The organism is Pseudomonas sp. PS01301, from assembly GCF_029960215.1.
Lineage (GTDB): Bacteria > Pseudomonadota > Gammaproteobacteria > Pseudomonadales > Pseudomonadaceae > Aquipseudomonas > Aquipseudomonas coleopterorum.
Genome location: NZ_JASCPM010000005.1, coordinates 1 through 21896, shown reverse-complemented (window position 1 = coordinate 21896; position 21896 = coordinate 1). Strand labels below are relative to the sequence as shown.

Annotated in this window: 19 protein-coding genes and 1 rRNA gene; 6 read left to right on the top strand and 14 right to left on the bottom strand. The window is 60.3% G+C overall.

From position 1 onward, the window contains the following. Nucleotides 1–2: 2 nt before the first annotated feature. The 3 genes from QMX89_RS03760 to QMX89_RS03750 all read left to right on the top strand — a co-directional run bounded on the left by QMX89_RS03760 (nt 3) and on the right by QMX89_RS03750 (nt 3851). Nucleotides 3–473: an inhibitor of vertebrate lysozyme family protein gene (locus QMX89_RS03760; protein ID WP_282346976.1), complete on the top strand. Its 471-nt coding sequence runs from the start codon at nt 3–5 to the stop codon at nt 471–473. Between the two features lie 619 nt (nt 474–1092). Then, entirely contained in the window at nt 1093–2406 is a 1314-nt protein-coding gene (gene gltP / locus QMX89_RS03755; RefSeq protein WP_282346975.1) for a glutamate/aspartate:proton symporter GltP, read from the top strand. A gap of 203 nt (nt 2407–2609) precedes the next feature. Further along, nucleotides 2610–3851 carry a spore maturation protein gene (locus tag QMX89_RS03750; protein WP_049860529.1) on the top strand — a complete coding sequence of 414 codons (1242 nt, stop codon included), beginning with the start codon at nt 2610–2612 and terminating at the stop codon, nt 3849–3851. On the opposite strand, the gene QMX89_RS03745 is transcribed toward QMX89_RS03750, so the two are convergent. The 14 genes from QMX89_RS03745 to QMX89_RS03680 form a co-directional block, all read right to left on the bottom strand. Then, nucleotides 3821–4861 (bottom strand): DUF5924 family protein, encoded by a 1041-nt coding sequence (locus QMX89_RS03745; RefSeq protein WP_056844901.1) that lies wholly within the window; start codon nt 4859–4861, stop codon nt 3821–3823. The two genes, QMX89_RS03750 and QMX89_RS03745, sit on opposite strands and share 31 nt — an antisense overlap. Before the next feature lie 57 nt (nt 4862–4918). Continuing rightward, nucleotides 4919–6355, bottom strand: a complete 1437-nt coding sequence (locus QMX89_RS03740; RefSeq protein ID WP_282346969.1) for an insulinase family protein — start codon at nt 6353–6355, stop codon at nt 4919–4921. Between the two features lie 119 nt (nt 6356–6474). Continuing rightward, nucleotides 6475–7218, bottom strand: coding sequence for a TerC family protein (locus QMX89_RS03735; protein WP_049860531.1), 744 nt, complete (start codon nt 7216–7218; stop codon nt 6475–6477). Nucleotides 7219–7328: 110 nt separating this feature from the next. Continuing rightward, nucleotides 7329–8636: a CitMHS family transporter gene (locus QMX89_RS03730; RefSeq protein WP_049860532.1), complete on the bottom strand. Its 1308-nt coding sequence runs from the start codon at nt 8634–8636 to the stop codon at nt 7329–7331. 323 nt (nt 8637–8959) lie between these two features. Beyond that, complete coding sequence (locus QMX89_RS03725) at nt 8960–10921, bottom strand: DUF4105 domain-containing protein (protein WP_282346966.1); 1962 nt, start codon at nt 10919–10921, stop codon at nt 8960–8962. Then, complete coding sequence (locus tag QMX89_RS03720) at nt 10918–11238, bottom strand: DUF2388 domain-containing protein (RefSeq protein ID WP_049860534.1); 321 nt, start codon at nt 11236–11238, stop codon at nt 10918–10920. The genes QMX89_RS03725 and QMX89_RS03720 overlap by 4 nt, the downstream gene beginning before the upstream one ends. 25 nt (nt 11239–11263) lie before the next feature. Beyond that, the gene (locus QMX89_RS03715; RefSeq protein WP_043191882.1) at nt 11264–11551 is read right to left on the bottom strand and encodes a DUF2388 domain-containing protein; all 288 of its coding nucleotides are present in this window, start codon (nt 11549–11551) and stop codon (nt 11264–11266) included. Between the two features lie 128 nt (nt 11552–11679). Then, nucleotides 11680–11997 (bottom strand): DUF2388 domain-containing protein, encoded by a 318-nt coding sequence (locus QMX89_RS03710; protein WP_043191880.1) that lies wholly within the window; start codon nt 11995–11997, stop codon nt 11680–11682. Between the two features lie 255 nt (nt 11998–12252). After that, nucleotides 12253–12465: a DUF1127 domain-containing protein gene (locus QMX89_RS03705; protein WP_049860536.1), complete on the bottom strand. Its 213-nt coding sequence runs from the start codon at nt 12463–12465 to the stop codon at nt 12253–12255. Nucleotides 12466–12784: 319 nt separating this feature from the next. Further along, nucleotides 12785–14278: an acetyl-CoA hydrolase/transferase family protein gene (locus tag QMX89_RS03700; RefSeq protein ID WP_282346959.1), complete on the bottom strand. Its 1494-nt coding sequence runs from the start codon at nt 14276–14278 to the stop codon at nt 12785–12787. Nucleotides 14279–14466: 188 nt separating this feature from the next. Beyond that, complete coding sequence (locus QMX89_RS03695; RefSeq protein WP_282346957.1) at nt 14467–15900, bottom strand: NAD(P)(+) transhydrogenase (Re/Si-specific) subunit beta; 1434 nt, start codon at nt 15898–15900, stop codon at nt 14467–14469. Then, entirely contained in the window at nt 15897–16223 is a 327-nt protein-coding gene (locus QMX89_RS03690; protein WP_043191874.1) for an NAD(P) transhydrogenase subunit alpha, read from the bottom strand. Before QMX89_RS03690 ends, QMX89_RS03695 begins: the two co-directional genes overlap by 4 nt. An 11-nt stretch (nt 16224–16234) precedes the next feature. Next, nucleotides 16235–17356, bottom strand: a complete 1122-nt coding sequence (locus QMX89_RS03685; protein ID WP_049860539.1) for a Re/Si-specific NAD(P)(+) transhydrogenase subunit alpha — start codon at nt 17354–17356, stop codon at nt 16235–16237. A gap of 417 nt (nt 17357–17773) precedes the next feature. Continuing rightward, nucleotides 17774–18688, bottom strand: coding sequence for a LysR family transcriptional regulator (locus QMX89_RS03680; RefSeq protein ID WP_134722153.1), 915 nt, complete (start codon nt 18686–18688; stop codon nt 17774–17776). Nucleotides 18689–18837: 149 nt separating this feature from the next. Here QMX89_RS03680 and QMX89_RS03675 point away from each other — a divergent pair, with 149 nt between their 5' ends. From QMX89_RS03675 to QMX89_RS03665, 3 genes are all read left to right on the top strand, one after another. Continuing rightward, a complete protein-coding gene (locus QMX89_RS03675; protein WP_122743117.1) occupies nt 18838–20010 on the top strand; it encodes an acyl-CoA dehydrogenase in 1173 nt (390 codons plus the stop codon). Between the two features lie 12 nt (nt 20011–20022). Further along, complete coding sequence (locus QMX89_RS03670; protein ID WP_282346942.1) at nt 20023–21243, top strand: CaiB/BaiF CoA-transferase family protein; 1221 nt, start codon at nt 20023–20025, stop codon at nt 21241–21243. Nucleotides 21244–21805: 562 nt separating this feature from the next. Further along, nucleotides 21806–21896 (top strand): 16S ribosomal RNA (locus QMX89_RS03665); the annotation flags it as partial.

Here is a 21896-nt window from a genome sequence, read left to right as displayed (position 1 = left end):
CCATGACCAGCGTGACCCTCAAGGGTATAGCCATGGCGCTGTCGCTGGTCGGCAGCAGCATGGCGATAGCCGCCAATGACGGTCAGAACCGAGTCAGTGAAATTCTGAGCTCGGGTGCCGAATACCGTGACACCTGGCAGTCAGTGATCAAATCCGAAGAACGCGTGCCGGATTGGATCATCAATCTGTCCGGCGTTTCGACAGAGCAGATGACTGCCGTCGCCGAAGATGGCGACAACTATCTGGTGGGCCCGCTGTGCGAGACCGCCGACAGCTGCAAGAGTGGTCGATTGTTGGTGGCATTCAGCATGGACAAGGAAGATGCCTACGCCTTGTACGTTCAGGTGCCAGCAGGCTTGCCCGCTGACAAGTCGCCCACACGTCACGCCACCTATCGCTTCCTCGGCAAGCCTGATGACGGCATGCAGCAGATGTTGATGGAACAGTTGAAGAAAGACCCTAACTGGTACTGACTTCCTGATTGGTGTGGCATGCAGCGCAAGTAGCGCAACGTGGTATGGATTTACAGATTGGGCCAGGTCTACCCGGCCCGAATGGTCGGCACTCAGAAGGTGTCGGTCATGACCATGGGGTCGGGTTGTTCTGAATGCAGTTGGTTCGGAGTGACCTAGGGGTACAGGGAGGACCTCCAAACCGGGCCGGGTCAGGCAACAGCTGCTGCGCAAGCCATGTACGACCATTGCGTACCCTGGCTTGCGCAGAGCCTATACAGGCGAACTTGGCTGCCTTTCATCTTGTTTCATACTTTTCCTACATTCTTGACTGCGTGTTCGGTTTCTCGAACGCAATGGGTCATGCCGCCTTATCAATCCGTTGAAACCTCCCGAATCGCCTGTCATGACCAGTCGTCTATCCGAACGAAGGCGTTTGCGCGATAAATCCACTCGATTACATTATGCCGATTCTGCATGGGGTAGTCGTTTCCGGCATTAGACGCTGCTGCAACGCATCGGAATAGTTGCGCCTTTTTTCGTTCGCCAAAGCGCTTCGCTACGGGCGACGAAGCCTCTACGGAGGGCTGCTCGGTTTCCGCGCGGCGCTCACTAGTTGACTTGGAAAAAGGGTAACGACATGAAGAAGGCAAAACTGAGCCTCGCTTGGCAGATACTCATCGGCTTGGTACTGGGTATCGCACTGGGTGCATTGCTCAACCATTTCAGTGCCGAGAAGGCCTGGTGGATCAGCAACATCCTGCAGCCGGCAGGGGATATCTTCATCCGCCTGATCAAGATGATCGTGATCCCCATTGTGATCTCGTCGCTGATCGTCGGCATCGCCGGGGTTGGTGATGCGAAAAAGCTGGGCCGCATCGGCGTCAAGACCATCCTCTACTTCGAGGTGGTGACGACGGTGGCCATTCTGGTCGGCCTGGGCCTGGCCAACCTGTTCCAGCCCGGTGTGGGCATCGACATGAGTACCCTGGGTACCGTGGACATCTCGCAGTACCAGAAGACTACGGCCGAGGTGCAGCATGACCATGCGTTCGTGGCCACACTTCTCAACCTGATTCCCTCTAATGTGTTCGCCTCGATCGTGCGCGGCGACATGCTGCCGATCATCTTTTTCTCGGTGTTGTTCGGCCTTGGCCTGTCGAGCCTGCCCGGCGAGACACGCGAGCCGTTGGTGAAGGTCTTCCAGGGCGTATCGGAAACCATGTTCAAGGTCACGCACATGATCATGAACTACGCCCCCATCGGGGTCTTCGCCCTGATTGCAGTGACGGTGGCCAACTTCGGCTTCGCTTCGCTGCTGCCCCTGGCCAAGCTGGTGGTGCTGGTCTACGTGGCGATCCTGTTCTTCGCCATCGTCGTGCTTGGCCTGATTGCACGCCTGTTCGGCTTTTCGGTCTTCAAGCTGTTCCGGATCTTCAAGGATGAGCTGGTACTGGCGTATTCCACGGCCAGTTCGGAAACCGTACTGCCGCGGGTGATCGAGAAGATGGAAGCCTATGGTGCACCGAAGGCCATCAGCAGCTTCGTGGTACCGACCGGGTACTCGTTCAACCTCGATGGCTCGACCCTCTATCAAAGCATCGCTGCGTTGTTCATCGCCCAGCTGTATGGCATCGACCTGTCGATCGGGCAACAGCTGATGCTGGTGCTGACCTTGATGGTGACCTCCAAAGGCATCGCCGGCGTGCCGGGCGTGTCGTTCGTGGTCCTGCTGGCAACACTGGGCAGTGTCGGCATCCCCCTCGAAGGCCTGGCCTTCATCGCCGGCGTCGACCGCATCATGGACATGGCCCGCACCGCGCTCAACGTGATCGGCAATGCCTTGGCAGTGCTGGTGATCTCGCGCTGGGAAGGCATGTACGACGATGCCAAGGGCGAGCGCTACTGGAACTCCCTGCCGCATTGGCGCAACAAGGAGCGCGTCGCTTCCTGACACAGCTCGCGCCGCAGCTACATGAAACTGTGGGAGCGGGCTCTGCCCGCGAAGGGCCCACAACCGCTATAGGTGCCTCCCTGTCGCGGTGCAAGCCGCGTCCGGCTTCACGCGAATATCCTGGCACCCCCCACTGCCCTGCGGGGCAGAATCCCACTTCGCTTTGGGCTATCATCCGCGCATCTTCGAATGAGGGAATACCCATGCTGAACGGCCTGTGGCTCAGCTTCTTTCTGATCGCCGCGATCTCGGCCTTCGGCCAATGGCTGGTCGGCGGCAACGCCGGTATCTTCGCCGCCATGGTCGAAAGCCTGTTCGCCATGGCCAAGCTGTCGGTCGAAGTGATGGTCCTGCTGTTCGGTACCCTCACCCTCTGGTTGGGCTTCCTGAAGATTGCCGAGAAGGCGGGCATCGTCGATTGGCTGGCCAAGATCCTCGGGCCGCTGTTCAGCCGGCTGATGCCCGAGGTTCCGCGCGGGCATCCGGCACTGGGGCTGATCACCATGAACTTCGCCGCCAATGGCCTGGGCCTGGACAACGCCGCGACGCCCATCGGCCTCAAGGCCATGCGCTCGCTGCAGGAACTCAACCCCAGCGCTACCACGGCAAGCAATGCGCAGATCCTCTTCCTGGTGCTCAACGCCTCGTCTCTGACCCTCCTGCCGGTATCGATCTTCATGTACCGCGCCCAGCAGGGCGCCGTGGACCCGACTCTGGTCTTTCTGCCGATTTTGCTGGCCACTTCCGCCGGTACGCTGGTCGGCCTGCTGGCAGTGGCTGTGATGCAGCGCTTGCGCCTTTGGGATCCGGTGGTTCTGGCCTATCTGGTCCCGGGTGCGCTGCTGCTGGGCCTGTTCATGGCGTTTCTGGGCACCCTGTCGGCGACCGCGCTTGCAGGGCTGTCGTCGATCCTGGGCAACCTCACCCTGTTCGGCCTGATCATCCTCTTTCTGGCCATCGGGGCGCTACGCAAGGTCCAGGTCTACGAAGCATTCGTCGAGGGCGCCAAGGAAGGTTTCGATGTCGCCAAGAGCCTGCTGCCCTACCTGGTCGCCATGCTCTGTGCTGTCGGCGTGCTGCGCGCTTCGGGCGCTTTGGAGCTGGGGTTGGACGGGATTCGCCACCTGGTCCAGTGGCTGGGCATGGACACCCGTTTCGTCGACGCCCTGCCAACCGCACTGGTCAAGCCGTTCTCCGGCAGTGCCGCGCGAGCGATGTTGATCGAAACCATGCAGTCCCACGGCGTGGACAGTTTTGCGGCCCTGGTCGCGGCCACCATTCAAGGCAGTACCGAAACCACCTTCTATGTGCTGGCGGTGTACTTCGGCGCCGTGGGCATCCAGCGCGCTCGCCACGCCGTGGGCTGCGCACTGTTGGCGGACCTGGCCGGGGTCATTGCGGCCATCGTCGTGTGCTACTGGTTCTTCGGCGCCACCGCTGCCTGAGTGGCGTCGTCGGTCACCTTGAAGCGTAATACGCCGACGATCTGGCCATCTTCGGTCAGGACCCGCACCTGCCACCTTCCCGTGACATCGTCGGGGAAGTTCTGCTTGTGGCTCCAGGCGCGATAACCTTCCTTGCGGCCGCCGTGGATGTCCAGGGCGATGCGGTCGACTTCCTTACCCTTGTGCTGCCACACATGGTAGATCCGTTCGTCCAGCCCCCGTGGAGCGTTGATTGCAGTGTAGGCATACAGACCACCACTGCGCAGTTGCGCCGCGCTGACCGTCTCCAGACTGTCCCCGTGAGTGCGGCTACGGTTGTCCAGCTCCGTGGTCACCGCCACCTCCGTCAGCCACAGGGTCGCAGGCGGTACCCAGGAACGCAGCAGCCACCCGGCGCCGCCGATCATCAGGGTCACCCCCACCAGCGCCACGCCCCGGCGCCAGTGATTGATCGGAAAGCTGACGGCGAGGCTTGGAAAAGCCAGCAGCATGGCGATGGCCAGCGCCAGCTTGAAGCTTTCGTCGGTGGTCAGGTGCAGGATGATCGGCAGCGCCGTGAGCAACGCCGCGAACAGCGTGAAGGTGTGCAGCGCCATGAACAGCCAGCGCCGGGGCGCGACCCATTTGTAGTACAGCGGATCGATGATCGACACCAGCCCGGCCAGGGTCAGCAAGCCGGTGAACACCCACTGGCCACTGTTCCATGTGGTGGTGATATAGAAGAAAGGCAGCACGAAGAACAGACTTTCCTGGTGGATCATCTGTGTGGCATAGCGCAGCACCGGCGTCGGTATCTCGCGCTTGAACACCCGTGCGAACAACTGGGTGAAGGTGTTTTCCAGCATCAGCCAGACCCAGGTCAGCAGCATCACCACCGCGATCCAGCTGGCCAGCCCTGCCTGCCGATCGACCAGCACGAAGCTGCCGATCCCGGACAGGAAACCGCCCAGCGCGATCACGCCCGGATAGCGTTTGATAAGGTCGATGAGTCGCTGGACGAAGTACGGCATGGTCTTCCACACAAAAAAGGCAAAGAAACGGCAATCAGAAGACGGCTCTGGCAGGGCTCAGTGTCGTTTGGCGCGACGCCGCCATACGATCAGGCCCATCAGCATTAGTGCCAGGCCGATCAACACTGCCCAGGCAAGCTGATAGAACTGGTCATAGCTGAGCAGCGGTTTTTCCACACGTATGTACCCCGGCTTGCTGACCAGCTGACGCAATGCAGTATTGGCATCTTCCACGGTGACCTGCCCCAACTGCCGTGCCGGGCTGGCAAAGCGGCCGTCGGTATAGTCGGCCAATGCCCCCCAATAGTAGTCGGCCAAGGCAATGTTGCCTTGTGCCGCCCATGCTTGCCGGACAATCGCCAGGTTCTTGAGGCGCTTGAAGGTCGCACCGTCCACACCGGTGTCGCGCAGACGCGCGATCATCTGCCCCATGACCAGGCCTGCCTGACCGATATCGGCCTGGTCCACCGCGGCATTCAGGCTCAACAGCCCGCTGTCGCCATACGACTCGCGGGCCACCCAGGGGCCGTACGACAATCCGTGGGCCAGTCGCAGTTCGCGGTACAGCTCCCACTCCAGATAACTTTGCAGCAGGTCCAGCGTCGCCGGGTGGGCGGTATCCAGCACCGGTTCGAGGAAATACAGGTGAAGCGTGGCGTCGTCGCCCAGCCAGCCGCGTATCAGGTCGGCCTGCGGCTCGGCCTCGTGGGTGACTGAACGAAGATCCTGATGATCGCTGGGCTCGACCGCGTCCAGCGCGCCCCAGGTCCGCTCCAGATAGGCGGGCAACAGCTTGTCCAGGCCTCCGACGACGATCAGGCTCATATTGTTCGGTGCATACCAGTTCTGCCGAACCTCACGCACCTGTTCCAGGGTCAGATCGGTGACTTCCGCAGGCTGCGGACACTTGAGCCCCAACTCGATGGCCAACTGGCTGCTGGCATTGCTGTCCTGAGCTGGCTTGTCGAGCAGGTGCTGCAGGTGGGAGTGATGGGTGCCATCTTCGTGCTCGATGATGCGCTTGGTGCTTGCCAGGACGTTGTCATCGATTCTGGTCTGGGTGATGGCAGCCAGCAGCAGGTCGAGCACCTTGCGCTGATTGCGCGCTGGTGCTTCGATCACGAAAGTGGTATCGGCACTGCTGGTGAAGGCATTCCATTCGCCGCCCAGCGCTTGCATGCGCTCTTCGAGGCCGCCTTCGCCGTGCTCGTCGATACCGCTGAACAGCAGGTGCTCGAGCAGGTGGGGCAATTCCTGATCGGTGCAGGAGAAGTCGTCGAAACCCACCCCGACAATCAGGCGGATGGACACATGGGCACGTTCGTCGCCAGGCTTGAGCAGCAGTTGCAGGCCATTGGGCAACAGATAGCCCTCAACCTGGAAACGGTCCAGCGCCAAGGCTTCACGGCCGGCGCACAACAGCGCCGCTGCCAGAAGCCACAGGCACAACAGGCGGCGCTGTGTACCTGGAGCGCTTTTCACCCGCTCGTGCATGAATCCCTTCCATCGAAATCGGCCAAGTCAATGGAACAGACTCCCTGACCGGCGAGTCGTTCATAGCACATTGCTGGCCATCACCGCGTGCCGCGAGGGCAGCACGCAGCTCTGCAGGCTCAGGACTCTTCCTGAGACTCGCGACGCTTGCGCGCGATAGCGGTACGCATCTTGATGTTGATCGCTTCCACGGCCAGGGAGAAGGCCATGGCGAAATACACGTAACCCTTGGGCACATGCACATCGAAGGCTTCGGCGATCAGTACGGTACCGACCACCAGCAGGAACGACAGCGCCAGCATCTTCAACGACGGGTGCTGATCGATGAAGCGGCTGATGGTGCCCGAGGCGACCATCATCACCAACACCGCGACGATGATCGCAGCGACCATGACCGGCACATGGGACACCATGCCGACCGCGGTGATGACCGAATCCAGCGAAAACACGATGTCGATGATGGCGATCTGAATGATGGTGTAGATGAAGTTGCCGCCCTTGCCTGCAACTTCGTCACCGCCCTCTTCTTCGCCTTCCATGCCGTGGTAGATCTCTTGCGAGCTTTTCCACAGCAGGAACAGGCCACCGAAGAACAGAATCAGATCACGCCCGGAGATGCCCTGGCCGAACACCACGAACAGGTCGGCGGTCAGGCGCATGACCCAAGTGATCGAAAGCAGCAGCAGGATACGCGTGACCATCGCCAGCGCCAGGCCGAAGATTCGCGTACGCGCCTGCATGTGCTTGGGCATGCGGCTCACCAGGATCGAGATCATGATGATGTTGTCGATGCCCAGCACGATTTCCAGTGCTGTCAGGGTCAAGAAAGCAACCCAGATTTCCGGGTTGGTGAACCATTCCATGTGAAGTCCTTCGTGTTGGAGGCCAGGGCGACGCAAGGCCGGAGACTATGGCGCCGCTACCTGTGAATGGCAGCGGCGCAACGTCATCCGGCCTGGCCCGCGAATAAGATTTATAGACTGCTGAACAGAGGAAAGATCCCCATGGCCAGTGCGGCGAACATTATGCACAGGCAAACCAGTACTGCCCACTTGAGGGTGAAGCGCTGGTGGTCACCGAACTCGATACCGGCCAGGGCCACCAGCAGGTAGGTCGAGGGGACCAACGGGCTGAGCAGGTGCACCGGCTGTCCGACGATCGAGGCACGCGCCATCTCGACCGGCGAGATACCGTAGTGCGCAGCCGCCTCGGCGAGTACCGGCAGGACGCCATAGTAGAAGGCATCGTTCGACATGAAAAAGGTGAACGGCATGCTCACCAACGCGGTGATCACGGCCAGGTACGGGCCCATGGCATCTGGAATCACGGCCAGCAGGCTCTTGGACATGGCGTCGACCATGCCGGTACCGGTCAGGATGCCGGTGAAGATACCCGCGGCGAAGATCAACCCGACCACTGCCAGAACGCTGCCGGAGTGAGCGGCAACACGTGCCTTCTGCGCTTCCAGGCACGGGTAGTTGACGATCATGGCGATACTGAACGCGATCATGAACAGCACCGGCAGCGGCAGCAGGCCCATGATCAAGGTCACCATCAACAGCAGGGTCAAGCCGCCGTTGAACCAGATCAATTTGGGCCGGCGCGCGTCCGGGTACTGCGAGACGCTGATCTCGCTGTGGTCTATTTCATCGCCTTGCAAATGCAGCTCGCCCAGGCGAACCCGCTCGCGCTTGCCATACATGTAGGCAATCACCAGGATGGCGATGACGCCGAACGCCATGGCCGGGATCATCGGCACGAAGATGTCCGAAGGGTCGACATGCAAGGCGCTGGCGGCACGTGCAGTGGGACCACCCCACGGCGTCATGTTCATGACCCCGCCTGCCAGGATGATCAAGCCGGCCATGATCCTCGGGCTCATGCCGATGCGCTGGTACAGCGGCAGCATGGCCGCCACGCAGATCATGTAGGTGGTCGCGCCGTCACCGTCCAGCGAAACGATCAGTGCCAGCACCGCCGTGCCGACCGACACTTTCAGCGGGTCACCCTTGACCAGCTTGAGGATCTTGCGCACTGCCGGGTCGAACAAACCCGAATCGATCATCAGGGCGAAATACAGGATGGCGAACATCAGCATCACGCCGGTCGGCGCAAGCTTGGTGATGCCCGCAAGCATCATCGGGCCGATTTCCGGTGCGAAACCACCGAACAGGGCGAACAGGATAGGCACGATGATCAAGGCGATCAGCGCGGAAAGGCGCTTGGTCATGATCAGGAACATGAACGTGATGACCATGGCAAAGCCAAGGAATGTCAGCATGGGAATACTCCAGGCACAGCGCGGCTAAGGACGAAGAACGATAGGTTCAGCGAAGAATGGCAAGAGCCGGGAGTATGGGAAGAGAGGCACTACGGGTAGGGATCATCAAGGACATCGGTTTCACCATTGTTGTTGTTCAAGAGGCCGAAAGCGCATCTGGATGCTGCTTTCTGGCCGGCCGGTCTTACGCCGGGGGTGAGTCGATGCTAAGTCGGCAAGCTTTCAACAACCTTTCGCCATTCAAAACGATACAATTGACCTTGCGGGAGCAGGCTCTGCCCGCAAAGAGGCCAGTCAGATCACCCAAGATCCAACGGCCCCGCCTAGGGCAACACCAACCCCCCCGCCGCCTTGTGCAATTCACGCAGATGCTCCCCCACCTGCTTGAGATTCGCTTCGGTGGCCGCAATCTCTCTGGCCCGCTCAGGCGTCAACAGCGCTCTCACCTCTTTGTCCAGATCGGTACTCAGGCGCTGCAGCTGTTGCTGACGCTGACTGCTTTCCGATTCCAGACGCTGCCATTCCGCCGTCTGCGGCAGACCGTAGCCCCCGTTGTCGAGCAACTCCGCCGGTCGGCTGAGAAATCCGCTGTTGGCGAGGATCTCCTGCAACATCTGGTTGGCATTGGCCACGCTACCGTCACCCAGCTCGCGAGCACCCAGGTAGCGCTGCTTCACTTCCTCCTGGGCCAACAGCAGCTGACGTCGGTAACTGGCCTGCTCCAGCAACAGCAGCGCGGCACTGGTGCGCAGATCGGCCTGGGCAAACCAGGGTTGCCGCTGCTGCGCGCTCTGCTCCAACCACGCCTCGACGCTTTGCTGCGGAATCGGCAGATGCTTGCGCAGCACCTCGAACATGGCCTGATAGCGATCGCGATACGAATCGAACCGATAACCCAGGCGCAGTGCCTCGCGCGGATCATCCAGTACGCTGCCATCGGCCAGCCCGCGGCCTTCCAGAACCTCGAGCAAGCCGTTAGGCAAGATGCTGTCGATACCCTGCAAGCGCGGATCATGCGTACCACTGCGCAGCAGCTTGAGGTTTTCCACCGCACAGTTGTTGGACAGAAAGTAGTAGCTGCCGTCGTAGCTCCAATGCATTTCGGCCGCGTGGCGCACCAAAGACTCGATCTCCGGTCGATCCAGCTTTAGCGGCACCGAAGCCAGACTGCGCAGTTCGGTCTTGGTGTATTCGTCGATCACCTGCGACAACGGCAACACGAACAGGCGCGAGGGGTATTGCCCCATCAGCCCGCCCCAGGTGGAAAGCTGCACGTCATTGACGAACGCGCGGTAGGACAACACCAGGTGCTGTTCCAGATCCAGTCGACAGTCCGGGCCACGTGGCCGCCCCGGTGCGCAGATGACCAAGCGCAGCATGCTGTGCCCCCAGCGGCTGGCCAGGTTCTGATTGGCCTCGGCCAGCAGGTAGTCCACCGCATAGACCCGTTCAGGATCGATCTTGCCCAGCGGCGTCTTGGCAAAGTCGCTGCCCGCATTCAGATACGGCAGGCCTTGAGCACAGCTTTGCTGGTGTGCGGGCGCCCAGTCGAACCGCGCTTTGAAATATTCGAACAGTGCCGGACGACGGCAGGCATAGGTCGGGTCGAGGAGAAAATACTCCATGTTGACCGCGACGAATTCCTTGGGGCTGCTCACCTCATAGATATCAGGGCTGCGCACGATCTGACGGTTCTGCTCTTCGCGCTCGCCCCGGCGCCCGACATATTGCTGCCAGCCGGCCAGGTCCAACAGGCGTGGATCGTCGCTCAGGGTGAAGCGGCGGGTCGTCTGGCCACGGCACTCATCGGGCAGGCCTACCTTGCCCAGGCTTGCATCCTGTCGGCCGCAGCGGCTGACCAGCGTGCGCTCGGCAGGTGTCCAGAGGCGCGCGCGGTCATAGATATGGGTCAGCTCGTGAAGCACGGTGGCCAGCAGCTCCTCGCGCACCGTGCCGTGGGGACGGTTGGTCCGCCGCTGGGCCGAAGAACCATCGGCCAGTCCTTGCAGCTGGTTCAGGTTCAACTCCAGGCTCGAGACCAGGGAGGCCTGACCATAGGCGTTGTCAGGCATGCGCGACGACCAGCTGACGTCGATCCGGCGGTCCAGTTGCTCGACGAAGCGCGGCGGCAATGCAGCCATCGCATCGTCGAGCAGTGCCTGGCTGGCATCGGCCTGTCGAGCGTCCAGCCCGCTGCGATCAAGGACCAGCTGCAAGCCGGCAGTGGCCTGCGCCGTCGTCAGCAGAAGGCCTGCCGCCAGCAGCCAGCTGGCCAATCGTCTCACAGTGCGAGAATGGCTTCGGCGAGGTCCTGGTCACTGGCGCTGCGCGCCTGTGGAACGCGTTCGCGCAGCGTATTGAAAGCCGCCTCCAGTTGGGCGCCACGAATATCGCCCTGGCTGGCCACGTAGCTGGCCGCATCGTCCCGAGCTTCCAGGACCACCTTGGAGTCACGGATCGAAGTGGTGGTGTCGGACGTGAAATCGATCGATCGGCCGAATGCACGAACGATGATATTACTGGTGGCCACGACAGTTTGGGCCTGGGCCACATCGGCCAGCAAGAACAGGCCGAGGGTAGCGGCAATCAGTGGGGTACGCATGGAGCTTCTCCGTAATACGAGGTGTCTATTGGACGAGTATCGCCTGCGCCAGTTCAAGGTCACTGGCAGCAATTTGTGGGTGCTTCTGGCGAATGCTCGCCAGAGCTGCCTGCAACCGTGCCCCACGGCATCGCCCGCTGCTGGCGACGAAGCAGGCAGCATCGTCACGGGCAGACAGGATCAACTTGCGATCGAAGGGCGCCGTCGTGACCTTGCTGGTTACATACAGGGTGATCACCGAGGACTGCAGACTCACGTCGAAGGCCGCAGCCGACGACGCCCAGATGACGAGAATCAGTGGCAAATAACGCATCAGGCTTCAGCTGTCGAGCGATTGGGCCGGCAAGGCTAGCCCAACGTGGGTCCGAGAACCACCCGCGATGCGCAGGCTGCAGCAGCCTGTCGCATTCTTCATCTGCGGGAGGTACCCGTTGCAGAGCATCAGATGGCCAGAATGGCCTGGGCCAGTTGCGCGTCGCTGGCCTGCATCTGCGGGGCGACTTTGCGGATGTGGGCGAAAGCGCTTTCCAGCTTGGCACCGCGGATATCGCCCTGGCTGGCGACGAAGCTCGCCGCATCGTCCCGCGCTTCACGCACGATCTTGTTGTCGCGCAGCGACGAAGACAGGTCAGAGGTTGCATTGGTCGATGCATTGACCCCACGGACCAGTGCATCGGTCGTGACGACGAAGCTTGAAGCCTGCGCGCCGCTGGCCAGAGCCAACAATACGGCGGCACCCAACAGATGATTACGGGACATGATGGATCTCCAGATCAGGGCGATGTTTGAGCGCTATGAAGCTTATTAGAGCGCCTCGAAGCTTCGGGCGCCAGCACTCCGACCATCCAGCGTGAGCGATGATTCAACTGTTATGGTCTTTTATCATAATCATATAACTGTATCTGTCAGCTTTCGTGCAGGCAAAAAAAAGCCCGTCAGCGTTGACCGCGACGGGCTTTTTTAGAATTCGTTGCTGGTTCGGCCTTCAGGCTCTGTCACCAGCGCGGCGTTGCATCAACGCCAGAACGGCTTGCTCAACTCTTCGCAACGCTGGGCTTCGCTGATACCGGCATCGGCCAGCAGACGAGCATCCAGACGAGCCAGTTGATGGCGGCTGGCGATACGGCGCTGCCAAAGCATCAGGTTGGCGAAAAAGCGCAGAGGAGCCGAAGTTTGAGCAGTTTTGGTGTTGGCCTGGAACAGGTCGGAACTGAGGGTACGTTCCATGATGTACATCCTTCCGCTTGTGGCGGGGCTGAGTAGTGGTTTATCTGGTACCCATTTTCCGCGCTCCCTGTCCAGAACAGTAGGCACAGTTCACCTGTATTGTGTGCGGTCAGTTGACTGTTAAACCCAACTGTCTTGCTCTGGAATGAGGCAACTGTACGGGTCTGCCCTCAAGTAGTGCATTTTTGCTCGATATGCATTCACTCCAAGCAACTCGACCTCGATTTTTACCCGTACAGTAGTACAGTTTATGCTTCATGCTGGTGAGTCCAGATACCATTTCCAAGAACTGTATTGCATCACAGCTAAACTGTGCGCTTCAGCTCGCCAACATGCGCCCGGTCTCTTCCAGGTTGATGTGCCATTGCAGTGCTTCCTGCAAGACATGAGGCGTGTGGCCGCCGCGTAGGCATGCCTGGTCGAAATAGCCCTGCAGGGCCTCTCGATACTGGGGATGAACACAGTTATCGATCACCGCCTGCGCCCGCTCCTGCGGTGCCAGGCCGCGCAGATCCGCCAGGCCCTGCTCGGTCACGAGGATATCGACGTCGTGTTCGGTGTGGTCGACATGGCTGACCATGGGTACGACGCTGGAAACTGCACCACCCTTGGCAATCGATTTGGTGACGAAGATGGCCAGGTGGGCGTTGCGCGCAAAATCACCCGACCCGCCGATGCCGTTCATCATCCGGGTGCCGCAGACATGGGTAGAGTTCACGTTGCCGTACAGGTCGAACTCCAGCGCAGTGTTGATACCGATGATGCCCAGGCGTCGAATCACCTCCGGGTGATTGGAAATCTCCTGCGGACGCAGCACCAGGCGCGATTTGTATCGTTCGAAGTGGCTGAAGACTTCCGCATGCTTTCGCGCCGACAAGGTCATGGAGCTGCCCGAAGCGAACGCCAGCTTGCCGGCATCGAACAGGTCGAAGGTCGAGTCCTGCAGCACTTCGGAGTACATCGTCAGGTTGTCGAACGGTGAATCCAGCAGGCCGTGCATCACCGCATTGGCGATGGTGCCGATGCCCGCCTGCAACGGCATGAGGCTGTTGGTCAAACGCCCTGCGTCGACCTCGCTCTTGAAAAAGTCCACCAGATGCCCCGCGATCGCCTGGGTATCGTCGTCCGGTGGCAGCACGGTCGACGGTGAGTCGGCCTGCTGGCTGATGACGATGGCGCTGATCTTCGCCGGGTCGATCTGTACCGCGCAGCGACCGATGCGGGTATCGGCGCTCAACACCGGGATCGGCAGGCGTGTGGGCCGATAGCTGGGAATATAGATGTCGTGCAGGCCTTCCAGCTCCAATGGCTGCGCCAGGTTGATCTCGACGATCACCTGTTCGGCCAGGATCGCGAAACTTGCCGAGTTGCCCACCGATGTACTGAGCACCAGATGCCCTTCCTCGGTAATGGCGACGCATTCGATGACGGCCAGGTCGACGGCCTTGATCTGGCGGTTGCGCAGCTGTTCCACGGTATCGGACAGATGCTGGTCGATGAACATCACCGAGCCGGCATTGATGGCCTTGCGCAAGGTGCTGTCGACCTGGAATGGCATGCGCCGGGCCAGCACGCCGGCTTCGGTCAACTGCTTGTCCAGGTCATTGCCTAGGCTTGCGCCAGTCATCAGGCTGATCTTGAGCGGTGTGCGCAGCGCGCGTTCGGCCAGCGCTTGGGGAACGGCCTTGGCCTCCCCGGCACGGGTGAAGCCACTCATGCCCACGGTCATGCCATCTTCGATCAGTTCAGCGGCCTGGGCGGCGCTCATTATCTTGTCCTGCAAGGAAGCCAGGCGAATACGGTCAGCGTGCATGTTCATTATCCCGAGAAGCGAAACGCGTGCTGCGCAGTCTAGTGAATGTAGGCAGTCGCGTCCTGCGACCAAAGTCGCATCAACCGCTCTATTCCGCACCTTTTCCCGTAAAACACTTTTACCGTAGATGCAAAAAACCCCGCCATGGGCGGGGTTAGCCGTTCACAGTGCAGCACCTGGTGCGGCGTTTACTCCACAGCTTTGACCATGTCTTCGATGACTTTCTTGGCATCGCCGAAGACCATCATGGTCTTGTCCAGGTAGAACAGCTCGTTGTCCAAACCGGCGTAGCCGCTGGCCATCGAGCGCTTGTTGACGATGATGGTCTTGGCTTTGAACGCTTCAAGGATCGGCATCCCCGCAATGGGTGATTTCGGATCGTTCTTGGCCGCCGGGTTGACCACGTCGTTGGCGCCAAGCACCAACACCACGTCGGCCTGGCCGAACTCGGAGTTGATGTCGTCCATCTCGAAGACCTGGTCATAAGGCACTTCGGCCTCGGCCAGCAGCACGTTCATGTGCCCCGGCATACGTCCGGCCACCGGATGGATCGCGTATTTGACGGTCACGCCGGCGTGGGTCAGTTTCTCCGTCAGCTCCTTGAGCGCATGCTGCGCGCGGGCCACGGCCAGGCCATAGCCGGGCACGATGATCACGGTATCGGCGTTGGTCAGCAGGAACGTGGCATCGTCCGCCGAACCCGATTTCACTGGCCGTGCTTCCTTGGCACCCGCCGGGCCCGCGTCCGCAACGGCACCGAAGCCACCGCCAATGACGTTGAAGAACGAACGGTTCATCGCCTTGCACATGATGTAGGACAGAATCGCACCGCTGGAACCCACCAGCGAACCGGCGATAATCAGCATCGAGTTGTTCAGCGAGAATCCGATGCCCGCTGCAGCCCAGCCCGAATAGCTGTTGAGCATGGACACCACCACCGGCATGTCGGCCCCGCCGATCGGGATGATCAACAGCACACCCAGAACGAACGCCAGGGCCAGCATCAGGCCAAAGGCGGCATAGCTGCCCGTGAACATGAAGACCAGACCACACAGCAAGGTACCCAGGCCGATCAGCAGATTAAGCTTGTGCTGGCCGGCAAACTGCACGGGCGCGCCCTGGAACAGGCGGAACTTGTATTTGCCGGACAGCTTGCCAAAGGCAATCACCGAGCCGGAAAAGGTGATGGCGCCAATCGCTGCGCCCAGGAACAGTTCCAGGCGGTTACCGGTTGGAATCGCGTCACCCAGGTGCGCGACGATGCCCAGCGATTGCGGCTCGACCACAGCGGCGATAGCGATGAACACTGCTGCCAGACCGATCATGCTGTGCATGAAGGCCACCAACTCCGGCATCTTGGTCATTTCCACGCGCTTGGCCATGATCGACCCAGCGGTACCGCCCACCAGCAGACCGACGAGCACGTAGCCGATGCCGGCGGTTGCCAGTTCTGCGCCCAGCTTGTAGATCAGGCCGACGGTGGTGAGCACCGCGAGGGTCATGCCCAGCATGCCGAACAGGTTGCCGCGTCGCGACGTGGTTGGATGGGACAGACCCTTCAATGCCTGGATGAAGCACACCGATGCCACCAGATAAAGAAGCGTAACCAGGTTCATGCTCATTGTTTGGACGCCTCATCCTTCACTTTCGGGGCTTTCTTCTTGAACATCTCCAGCATCCGCCGGGTCACCAGGAACCCGCCGAATACGTTCACCGCTGCCAGCGCAACGGCAAGGGTGCCCATGGTCTTGCCCAGAGGCGTCACGGTCAGCGCTGCGGCGAGCATGGCACCAACGATGACAATGGCCGAAATGGCGTTGGTCACGGCCATCAGTGGTGTGTGCAGCGCAGGTGTCACGTTCCAGACCACGTGATAGCCGACATAGATGGCCAGCACGAAAATGATCAGGTTGTAGATACCGTGGGAGATCAGCATGTCTTCCATTTGTAGTGTCCTCAGCCGTTCTTGCGCACGATCTGGCCATCGCGGCACATCAGGCACGCGGCGACGATGTCGTCTTCCAGGTTGATGGTGAACTGCCCTTCCTTGTCGAACAGCAGCTTCATGAAATCCAGTAGGTTGCGGGCATACAGCGCCGAAGCGTCGGCACCCACCTGCGCCGGCAGGTTGGTCGGCCCGACGATGGTCACGCCGTTATGCACCACCACCTGATCGGCCACGGTCAGTGGGCAGTTGCCGCCCTGCAGGGCTGCGAGGTCGATCACCACCGAGCCAGGCTTCATCTGTGCCACTGTTTCGGCGCTGAGCAACGTAGGCGCCTTGCGCCCCGGAATCAGCGCAGTGGTGATGACGATGTCAGCCTGCTTGGCCCGCTCGTGAACCGCCTGCGCCTGACGCTGCATCCAGCTGGCAGGCATGGGCCGGGCGTAACCTCCCGTGCCTTCGGCGCATTCGCGTTCCTCGTCGGTTTCATACGGCACATCGATGAACTTCGCCCCCAGCGATTCGATCTGCTCCTTCACCGCCGGACGCACGTCCGAGGCCTCGATCACTGCACCCAGGCGCTTGGCCGTGGCGATGGCCTGCAGCCCCGCCACACCGGCACCCAGAATCAGCACCCGTGCCGCCTTGACGGTACCGGCTGCGGTCATCAGCATCGGCATGAACCGTGGGTAGTGATGCGCCGCCAGCAGAACCGACTTGTAGCCGGCGATGTTGGCTTGCGAAGACAGCACGTCCAGGCTCTGCGCACGTGACGTACGAGGCGCTGCCTCGAGGGCGAAAGCACTGATGCCCCGCTCCGCCATCTTGGCGATCAACTCGTTGTTGAACGGGTTGAGCATGCCCAGCAGCACCGTACCGGTGCTCATCTGCAGCAGTTCTGCGTCGTTGGGGGGATTGACCTTGAGCACCAGCTGCGTGGCAAACACCTGCGCCGCGCTGCCAATGATCGCGCCAGCGGCCTCATAGGCGCCGTCGGTCACGCTCGCGCGCACGCCTGCGCCACTTTCAACCGTCACCACATGGCCCTGAGCGACCAGCTTCTTGATGGTCTCCGGGGTGGCGGCTACACGTGTCTCGCCCTGCTGCGTTTCGAGAGGAACACCAATGTGCACGTTATATCTCCTGCTGGATCTTCTTCCTGGTCGTACCCAAGCACTGGCTATGGCTCATTCTGCGATGGCCCATCAGCACGATACCGCCTGAAAACGGCGGGCCGCGGCATTTTGCAGGCCCCGACGAGCGGCTTCAACAGGTTGTGGAGCGATACACGCAAAGCACTACAAGTCACGCTGTGACCGAATGTCACAGCGGTAGGCCTCAAAGCCTTCTAGATCGGTACTTACAGCGATGACTGGATGCGTCGAAATATTTTGCGAAATATTTGCAGGGTAGAGACCAATCAGCGTCAAAAACACGCCATAGTCAGGCAGTGCAAAGGCTGGCGCTGAAAATTCGCCATTTTTCGTATGTTTCAGAAACGCGCCAAAAACATATATCTGTAGGGTCTTTCAAGGCACCACTACGCATCGTCAGCGATGCTGGCGCCCTTCCATTGCGTGATAATCCTGCGCCTGCTGCATCAGCCAATCGCGAAAAACCCGCAGCGATCCCAGCTCGCGATGCCTGTCCGGCACGGCCAGGTAATAGGCTTTGGAACTGGTCAGCTCGTGGGCATTAGCAACGACCAGGCTGCCCTCGCGCAATTCCCGCTGGATCAGAAACGGAGGTATGAGCGCAATCCCCATTTCGTGCACCGCTGCCTGAGCCAGCATGGAGAACAGCTCATAGCGCGGACCGCTCAGATCACGCGGCACGTTCATGTCCAGGCTGGCAAACCACTGTCGCCATGCATAGGGACGTGTGCTCTGCTGCAGCAGCGCAAGTTCGGCAATACGGGCCGGCGTCAATGCCGACTGCCCTTGCAGCAGCGCCGGACTGCACACCGGAACGGGATGCTCTTCCATTAGCCTGCTGGTCTGCGTGCCCGGCCAGTCACCGTCCCCGAAGTAGATTGCCGCATCGAAGTCGGTGTCGGCGAACAGGAAAGGTCGAGTCCGGTTGGTCAGGTGGACCGTGATCTGCGGGTTATGCCGCTGGAAGTCCTTCAGCCGCGGCAGCAGCCATTGGGTACCGAAAGTCGGCACCACGGCCAGTTCCAGGGTACTGGCGCCCTGCTGCCCCATCACCGCCAGCGTCTCGCGCTCCACGGCATCGAGTTGCGCGGCCACCCGGCGGCTGTATGACAATCCCGCTTCGGTCAGCTTTACGCCTCGCTTGGAGCGTCGAAACAGGCGCACATCGAGAAACGCCTCGAGATTGGCAATCTGCCTGCAAACCGCCCCCTGGGTCAGGAACAGCTCGGCAGACGCCTTGGTGAAGCTCTCATGGCGCGCTGCTGCCTCGAAGCAGATCAATGCGGCCGTGCTGGGTATTCGTCTGCGCATGTAACCATTCCTCACTCAATTCCCGATGCCATGCACCGTGGCTCACTTACGAAGTGAGAAATTATCACAACCTCATGCGCAATCTTGCTTTGTCCGCCAAGTCGCAGCGGCCTAATCTGCGGATATACCGCTTTCTAGAGGACGGACACATGGCAAGCTTCAACTGGATCGACCCACTGCTACTGGACCAGCAACTTACCCAGGAAGAGCGCATGGTGCGCGACAGTGCGGAGCAGTACGCGCAGGACAAGCTCATGCCGCGTGTCCTGGAAGCCTTTCGTCATGAAACCACCGATCCCTCCATCTTTCGCGAAATGGGCGAGATGGGTCTGCTCGGCGCCACCATCCCGGAAGAATTCGGCGGCAGTGGTCTCAACTACGTCTGCTATGGCCTGATCGCCCGTGAGGTAGAGCGGGTGGACTCCGGCTACCGCTCGATGATGAGCGTGCAGTCGTCATTGGTGATGGTTCCAATCAATGAATTCGGCACTCAAGCGCAAAAGCAGAAATACCTGCCCAAATTGGCCAGTGGCGAGTGGATCGGCTGCTTCGGCCTGACCGAACCCGACCACGGCTCCGATCCAGGCGCCATGGTTACACGGGCGCGCAAGGTCGACGGCGGCTACCGCATGAGCGGCAGCAAGATGTGGATCACCAACAGCCCGATTGCCGACGTGTTCGTGGTGTGGGCCAAGGACGATGCGGGTGACATCCGCGGCTTCATTCTGGAAAAAGGCTGGGCCGGCCTCAGCGCACCCGCCATTCACGGCAAGGTCGGCCTGCGCGCCTCCATCACCGGTGAAATCGTCATGGACAACGTGTTTGTCCCGGAAGAAAACATGTTTCCCGATGTGCGTGGTCTCAAAGGGCCGTTCACTTGCCTCAACTCCGCGCGTTACGGCATCTCTTGGGGGGCGTTGGGAGCAGCGGAATTCTGCTGGCACACCGCTCGGCAGTACACCCTGGATCGCCAGCAGTTCGGTCGCCCGCTCGCCGCCAACCAACTCATCCAGAAGAAGCTGGCCGACATGCAGACCGAGATCACCCTCGCCTTGCAAGGCTGCCTGCGTCTGGGGCGGATGAAAGACGAAGGCACCGCGGCGGTGGAGATCACCTCGATCATGAAGCGCAACTCCTGCGGCAAATCCCTGGACATCGCACGCATGGCCCGAGACATGCTCGGCGGCAACGGCATCTCCGACGAATTCGGCATTGCCCGCCATCTAGTCAACCTGGAGGTGGTCAATACCTACGAAGGCACTCACGACGTGCACGCCTTGATCCTGGGGCGTGCGCAAACCGGCCTGCAAGCCTTCTATTGACAGGAGGTTGTCATGGGCGCGCTTTCGCATCTTCGTGTACTCGATCTGTCGCGCGTGCTGGCCGGGCCCTGGGCGGGTCAGATCCTCGCCGACCTCGGCGCCGAGGTCATCAAGGTCGAGCGTCCAGGCCGGGGTGACGACACCCGAGCCTGGGGACCGCCGTTCCTGGCGGATCAGGCAGGCAACAGCACCGGTGAAGCCGCCTATTACCTGGCAGCCAATCGCAACAAGCGCTCGGTCACCATCGACTTCACTCGGCCCGAGGGGCAACAGCTGGTCCGCGAGCTGGCTGCGAACTCCGACATTCTCATCGAGAACTTCAAGGTCGGCGGTCTGGCTGCGTATGGGCTGGACTATGCGTCACTCAGTGCCGTTAATCCGCAACTGATCTACTGCTCGATCACCGGTTTCGGCCAGACCGGCCCCTATGCCACCCGCCCAGGGTATGACTTCATGGTGCAAGGCATGGGCGGCCTGATGAGCCTCACCGGCAAGGCTGATGGCGATCCCGGTGCCGGACCCGCCAAGGTGGGCGTCGCTCTGACTGACATCCTGACCGGTCTGTATTCCACTGTCGCCATATTGGCTGCATTGGCGCATCGCGACAAAGGCGGCGGTGGCCAGCAGATCGACATGGCCCTGCTTGACGTGCAGGTAGCCTGTCTGGCCAACCAGGCCATGAACTACCTCACCACAGGGGTCGCGCCTGGGCGCCTGGGCAATGCCCATCCAAACATCGTGCCCTATCAGGATTTTCCTACAGCCGACGGCGATTTCATCCTGACGGTGGGCAACGATAGCCAGTTCGCCAAGTTCGCCCAGGTGGCCGGCCATCTCGAATGGGCCACCGACCCCCGCTTCGCCTCCAACCAGCAGCGGGTCGCCAATCGCACGCAGCTGATACCCTTGATCCGGCAGGCGACGGTGTTCAAGACGACCCAGCAGTGGGTCACCGAACTCGAAGTGGCTGGCGTGCCCTGCGGTCCGATAAACGATCTGGCCCAGGTGTTCGCCGACCCCCAGGTGCTTGCCAGGGGGCTGGCCATTGAACTGAAACATCCTCTGGCGGGCACCCTCCCCATGGTCGCCAGCCCACTACGGCTGAGCGCCAGTCCCGTGGAGTACCGACATGCGCCTCCTTTGCTGGGCGAGCATACCCAGGAAGTCCTGAAGCAGCTGTTGAACATGGATGCCCAGACCTATGACCAACTCCACGCCGCAGGCGTGGTGTAGTGCTGCTTCTATATAGGAGCAGCACGTGAATAACGTTTATGACAGTTTTCTGAATTGGGGGTTGACGGCAGATTTCAAGTGTCTATAATTCGCCCCACTTCCGGCGCAGCCGAAACGATAAACGCCTTGTTAATCAATGAGTTAGTCGTTCAGGCAGTGAGGAAGTGCTTCGATCTTCAAGTTCGGAAGCGGTGAAAAAGGTGGTTGACAGCGGTTTGAAACGCTGTAGAATTCGCCTCCCGCTGACGAGTGATCTAAGCGAGTCAAGTGTTTGAAGTTGTTCAGGTTTCTGGAAAAATACTTCGAAATAAACGCTTGACAGAATATGAGGCCAGCGTAGAATGCGCGCCTCGGTTGAGACGAAAGAATCAACCCACCGCTCTTTAACAATTGAATCAAGCAATTCGTGTGGGTGCTTGTGAGTTAAGACTGTTAGTCAACAAGATTATCAGCATCACAATGACTCCACGAGAAATCAAAGAGTTACCTCGATCCTTCGGGTTCGAGTTTGCGATTGCTGAGCCAAGTTTATAGGGTTTTCTCAAAACCCGATTGCAGTATTGAACTGAAGAGTTTGATCATGGCTCAGATTGAACGCTGGCGGCAGGCCTAACACATGCAAGTCGAGCGGTTGAAGGAAGCTTGCTTCCTGA

Excerpts from the sequence above, each read along its gene's own strand:
- QMX89_RS03715 (WP_043191882.1), bottom strand. The coding sequence starts at position 11,551 with ATGCGTTATTTGCCACTGATTCTCGTCATCTGGGCGTCGTCGGCTGCG.
- QMX89_RS03690 (WP_043191874.1), bottom strand. The coding sequence starts at position 16,223 with ATGGAAGACATGCTGATCTCCCACGGTATCTACAACCTGATCATTTTC.
- QMX89_RS03670 (WP_282346942.1), top strand. The coding sequence starts at position 20,023 with ATGGGCGCGCTTTCGCATCTTCGTGTACTCGATCTGTCGCGCGTGCTG.
- QMX89_RS03675 (WP_122743117.1), top strand. The coding sequence starts at position 18,838 with ATGGCAAGCTTCAACTGGATCGACCCACTGCTACTGGACCAGCAACTT.
- QMX89_RS03700 (WP_282346959.1), bottom strand. The coding sequence starts at position 14,278 with ATGCACGCTGACCGTATTCGCCTGGCTTCCTTGCAGGACAAGATAATG.
- QMX89_RS03695 (WP_282346957.1), bottom strand. The coding sequence starts at position 15,900 with ATGAGCATGAACCTGGTTACGCTTCTTTATCTGGTGGCATCGGTGTGC.
- QMX89_RS03680 (WP_134722153.1), bottom strand. The coding sequence starts at position 18,688 with ATGCGCAGACGAATACCCAGCACGGCCGCATTGATCTGCTTCGAGGCA.
- QMX89_RS03735 (WP_049860531.1), bottom strand. The coding sequence starts at position 7,218 with ATGGAATGGTTCACCAACCCGGAAATCTGGGTTGCTTTCTTGACCCTG.
- QMX89_RS03710 (WP_043191880.1), bottom strand. The coding sequence starts at position 11,997 with ATGTCCCGTAATCATCTGTTGGGTGCCGCCGTATTGTTGGCTCTGGCC.
- QMX89_RS03740 (WP_282346969.1), bottom strand. The coding sequence starts at position 6,355 with ATGCACGAGCGGGTGAAAAGCGCTCCAGGTACACAGCGCCGCCTGTTG.
- QMX89_RS03750 (WP_049860529.1), top strand. The coding sequence starts at position 2,610 with ATGCTGAACGGCCTGTGGCTCAGCTTCTTTCTGATCGCCGCGATCTCG.
- QMX89_RS03720 (WP_049860534.1), bottom strand. The coding sequence starts at position 11,238 with ATGCGTACCCCACTGATTGCCGCTACCCTCGGCCTGTTCTTGCTGGCC.
- QMX89_RS03745 (WP_056844901.1), bottom strand. The coding sequence starts at position 4,861 with ATGCCGTACTTCGTCCAGCGACTCATCGACCTTATCAAACGCTATCCG.
- gltP (WP_282346975.1), top strand. The coding sequence starts at position 1,093 with ATGAAGAAGGCAAAACTGAGCCTCGCTTGGCAGATACTCATCGGCTTG.
- QMX89_RS03760 (WP_282346976.1), top strand. The coding sequence starts at position 3 with ATGACCAGCGTGACCCTCAAGGGTATAGCCATGGCGCTGTCGCTGGTC.
- QMX89_RS03705 (WP_049860536.1), bottom strand. The coding sequence starts at position 12,465 with ATGGAACGTACCCTCAGTTCCGACCTGTTCCAGGCCAACACCAAAACT.
- QMX89_RS03730 (WP_049860532.1), bottom strand. The coding sequence starts at position 8,636 with ATGCTGACATTCCTTGGCTTTGCCATGGTCATCACGTTCATGTTCCTG.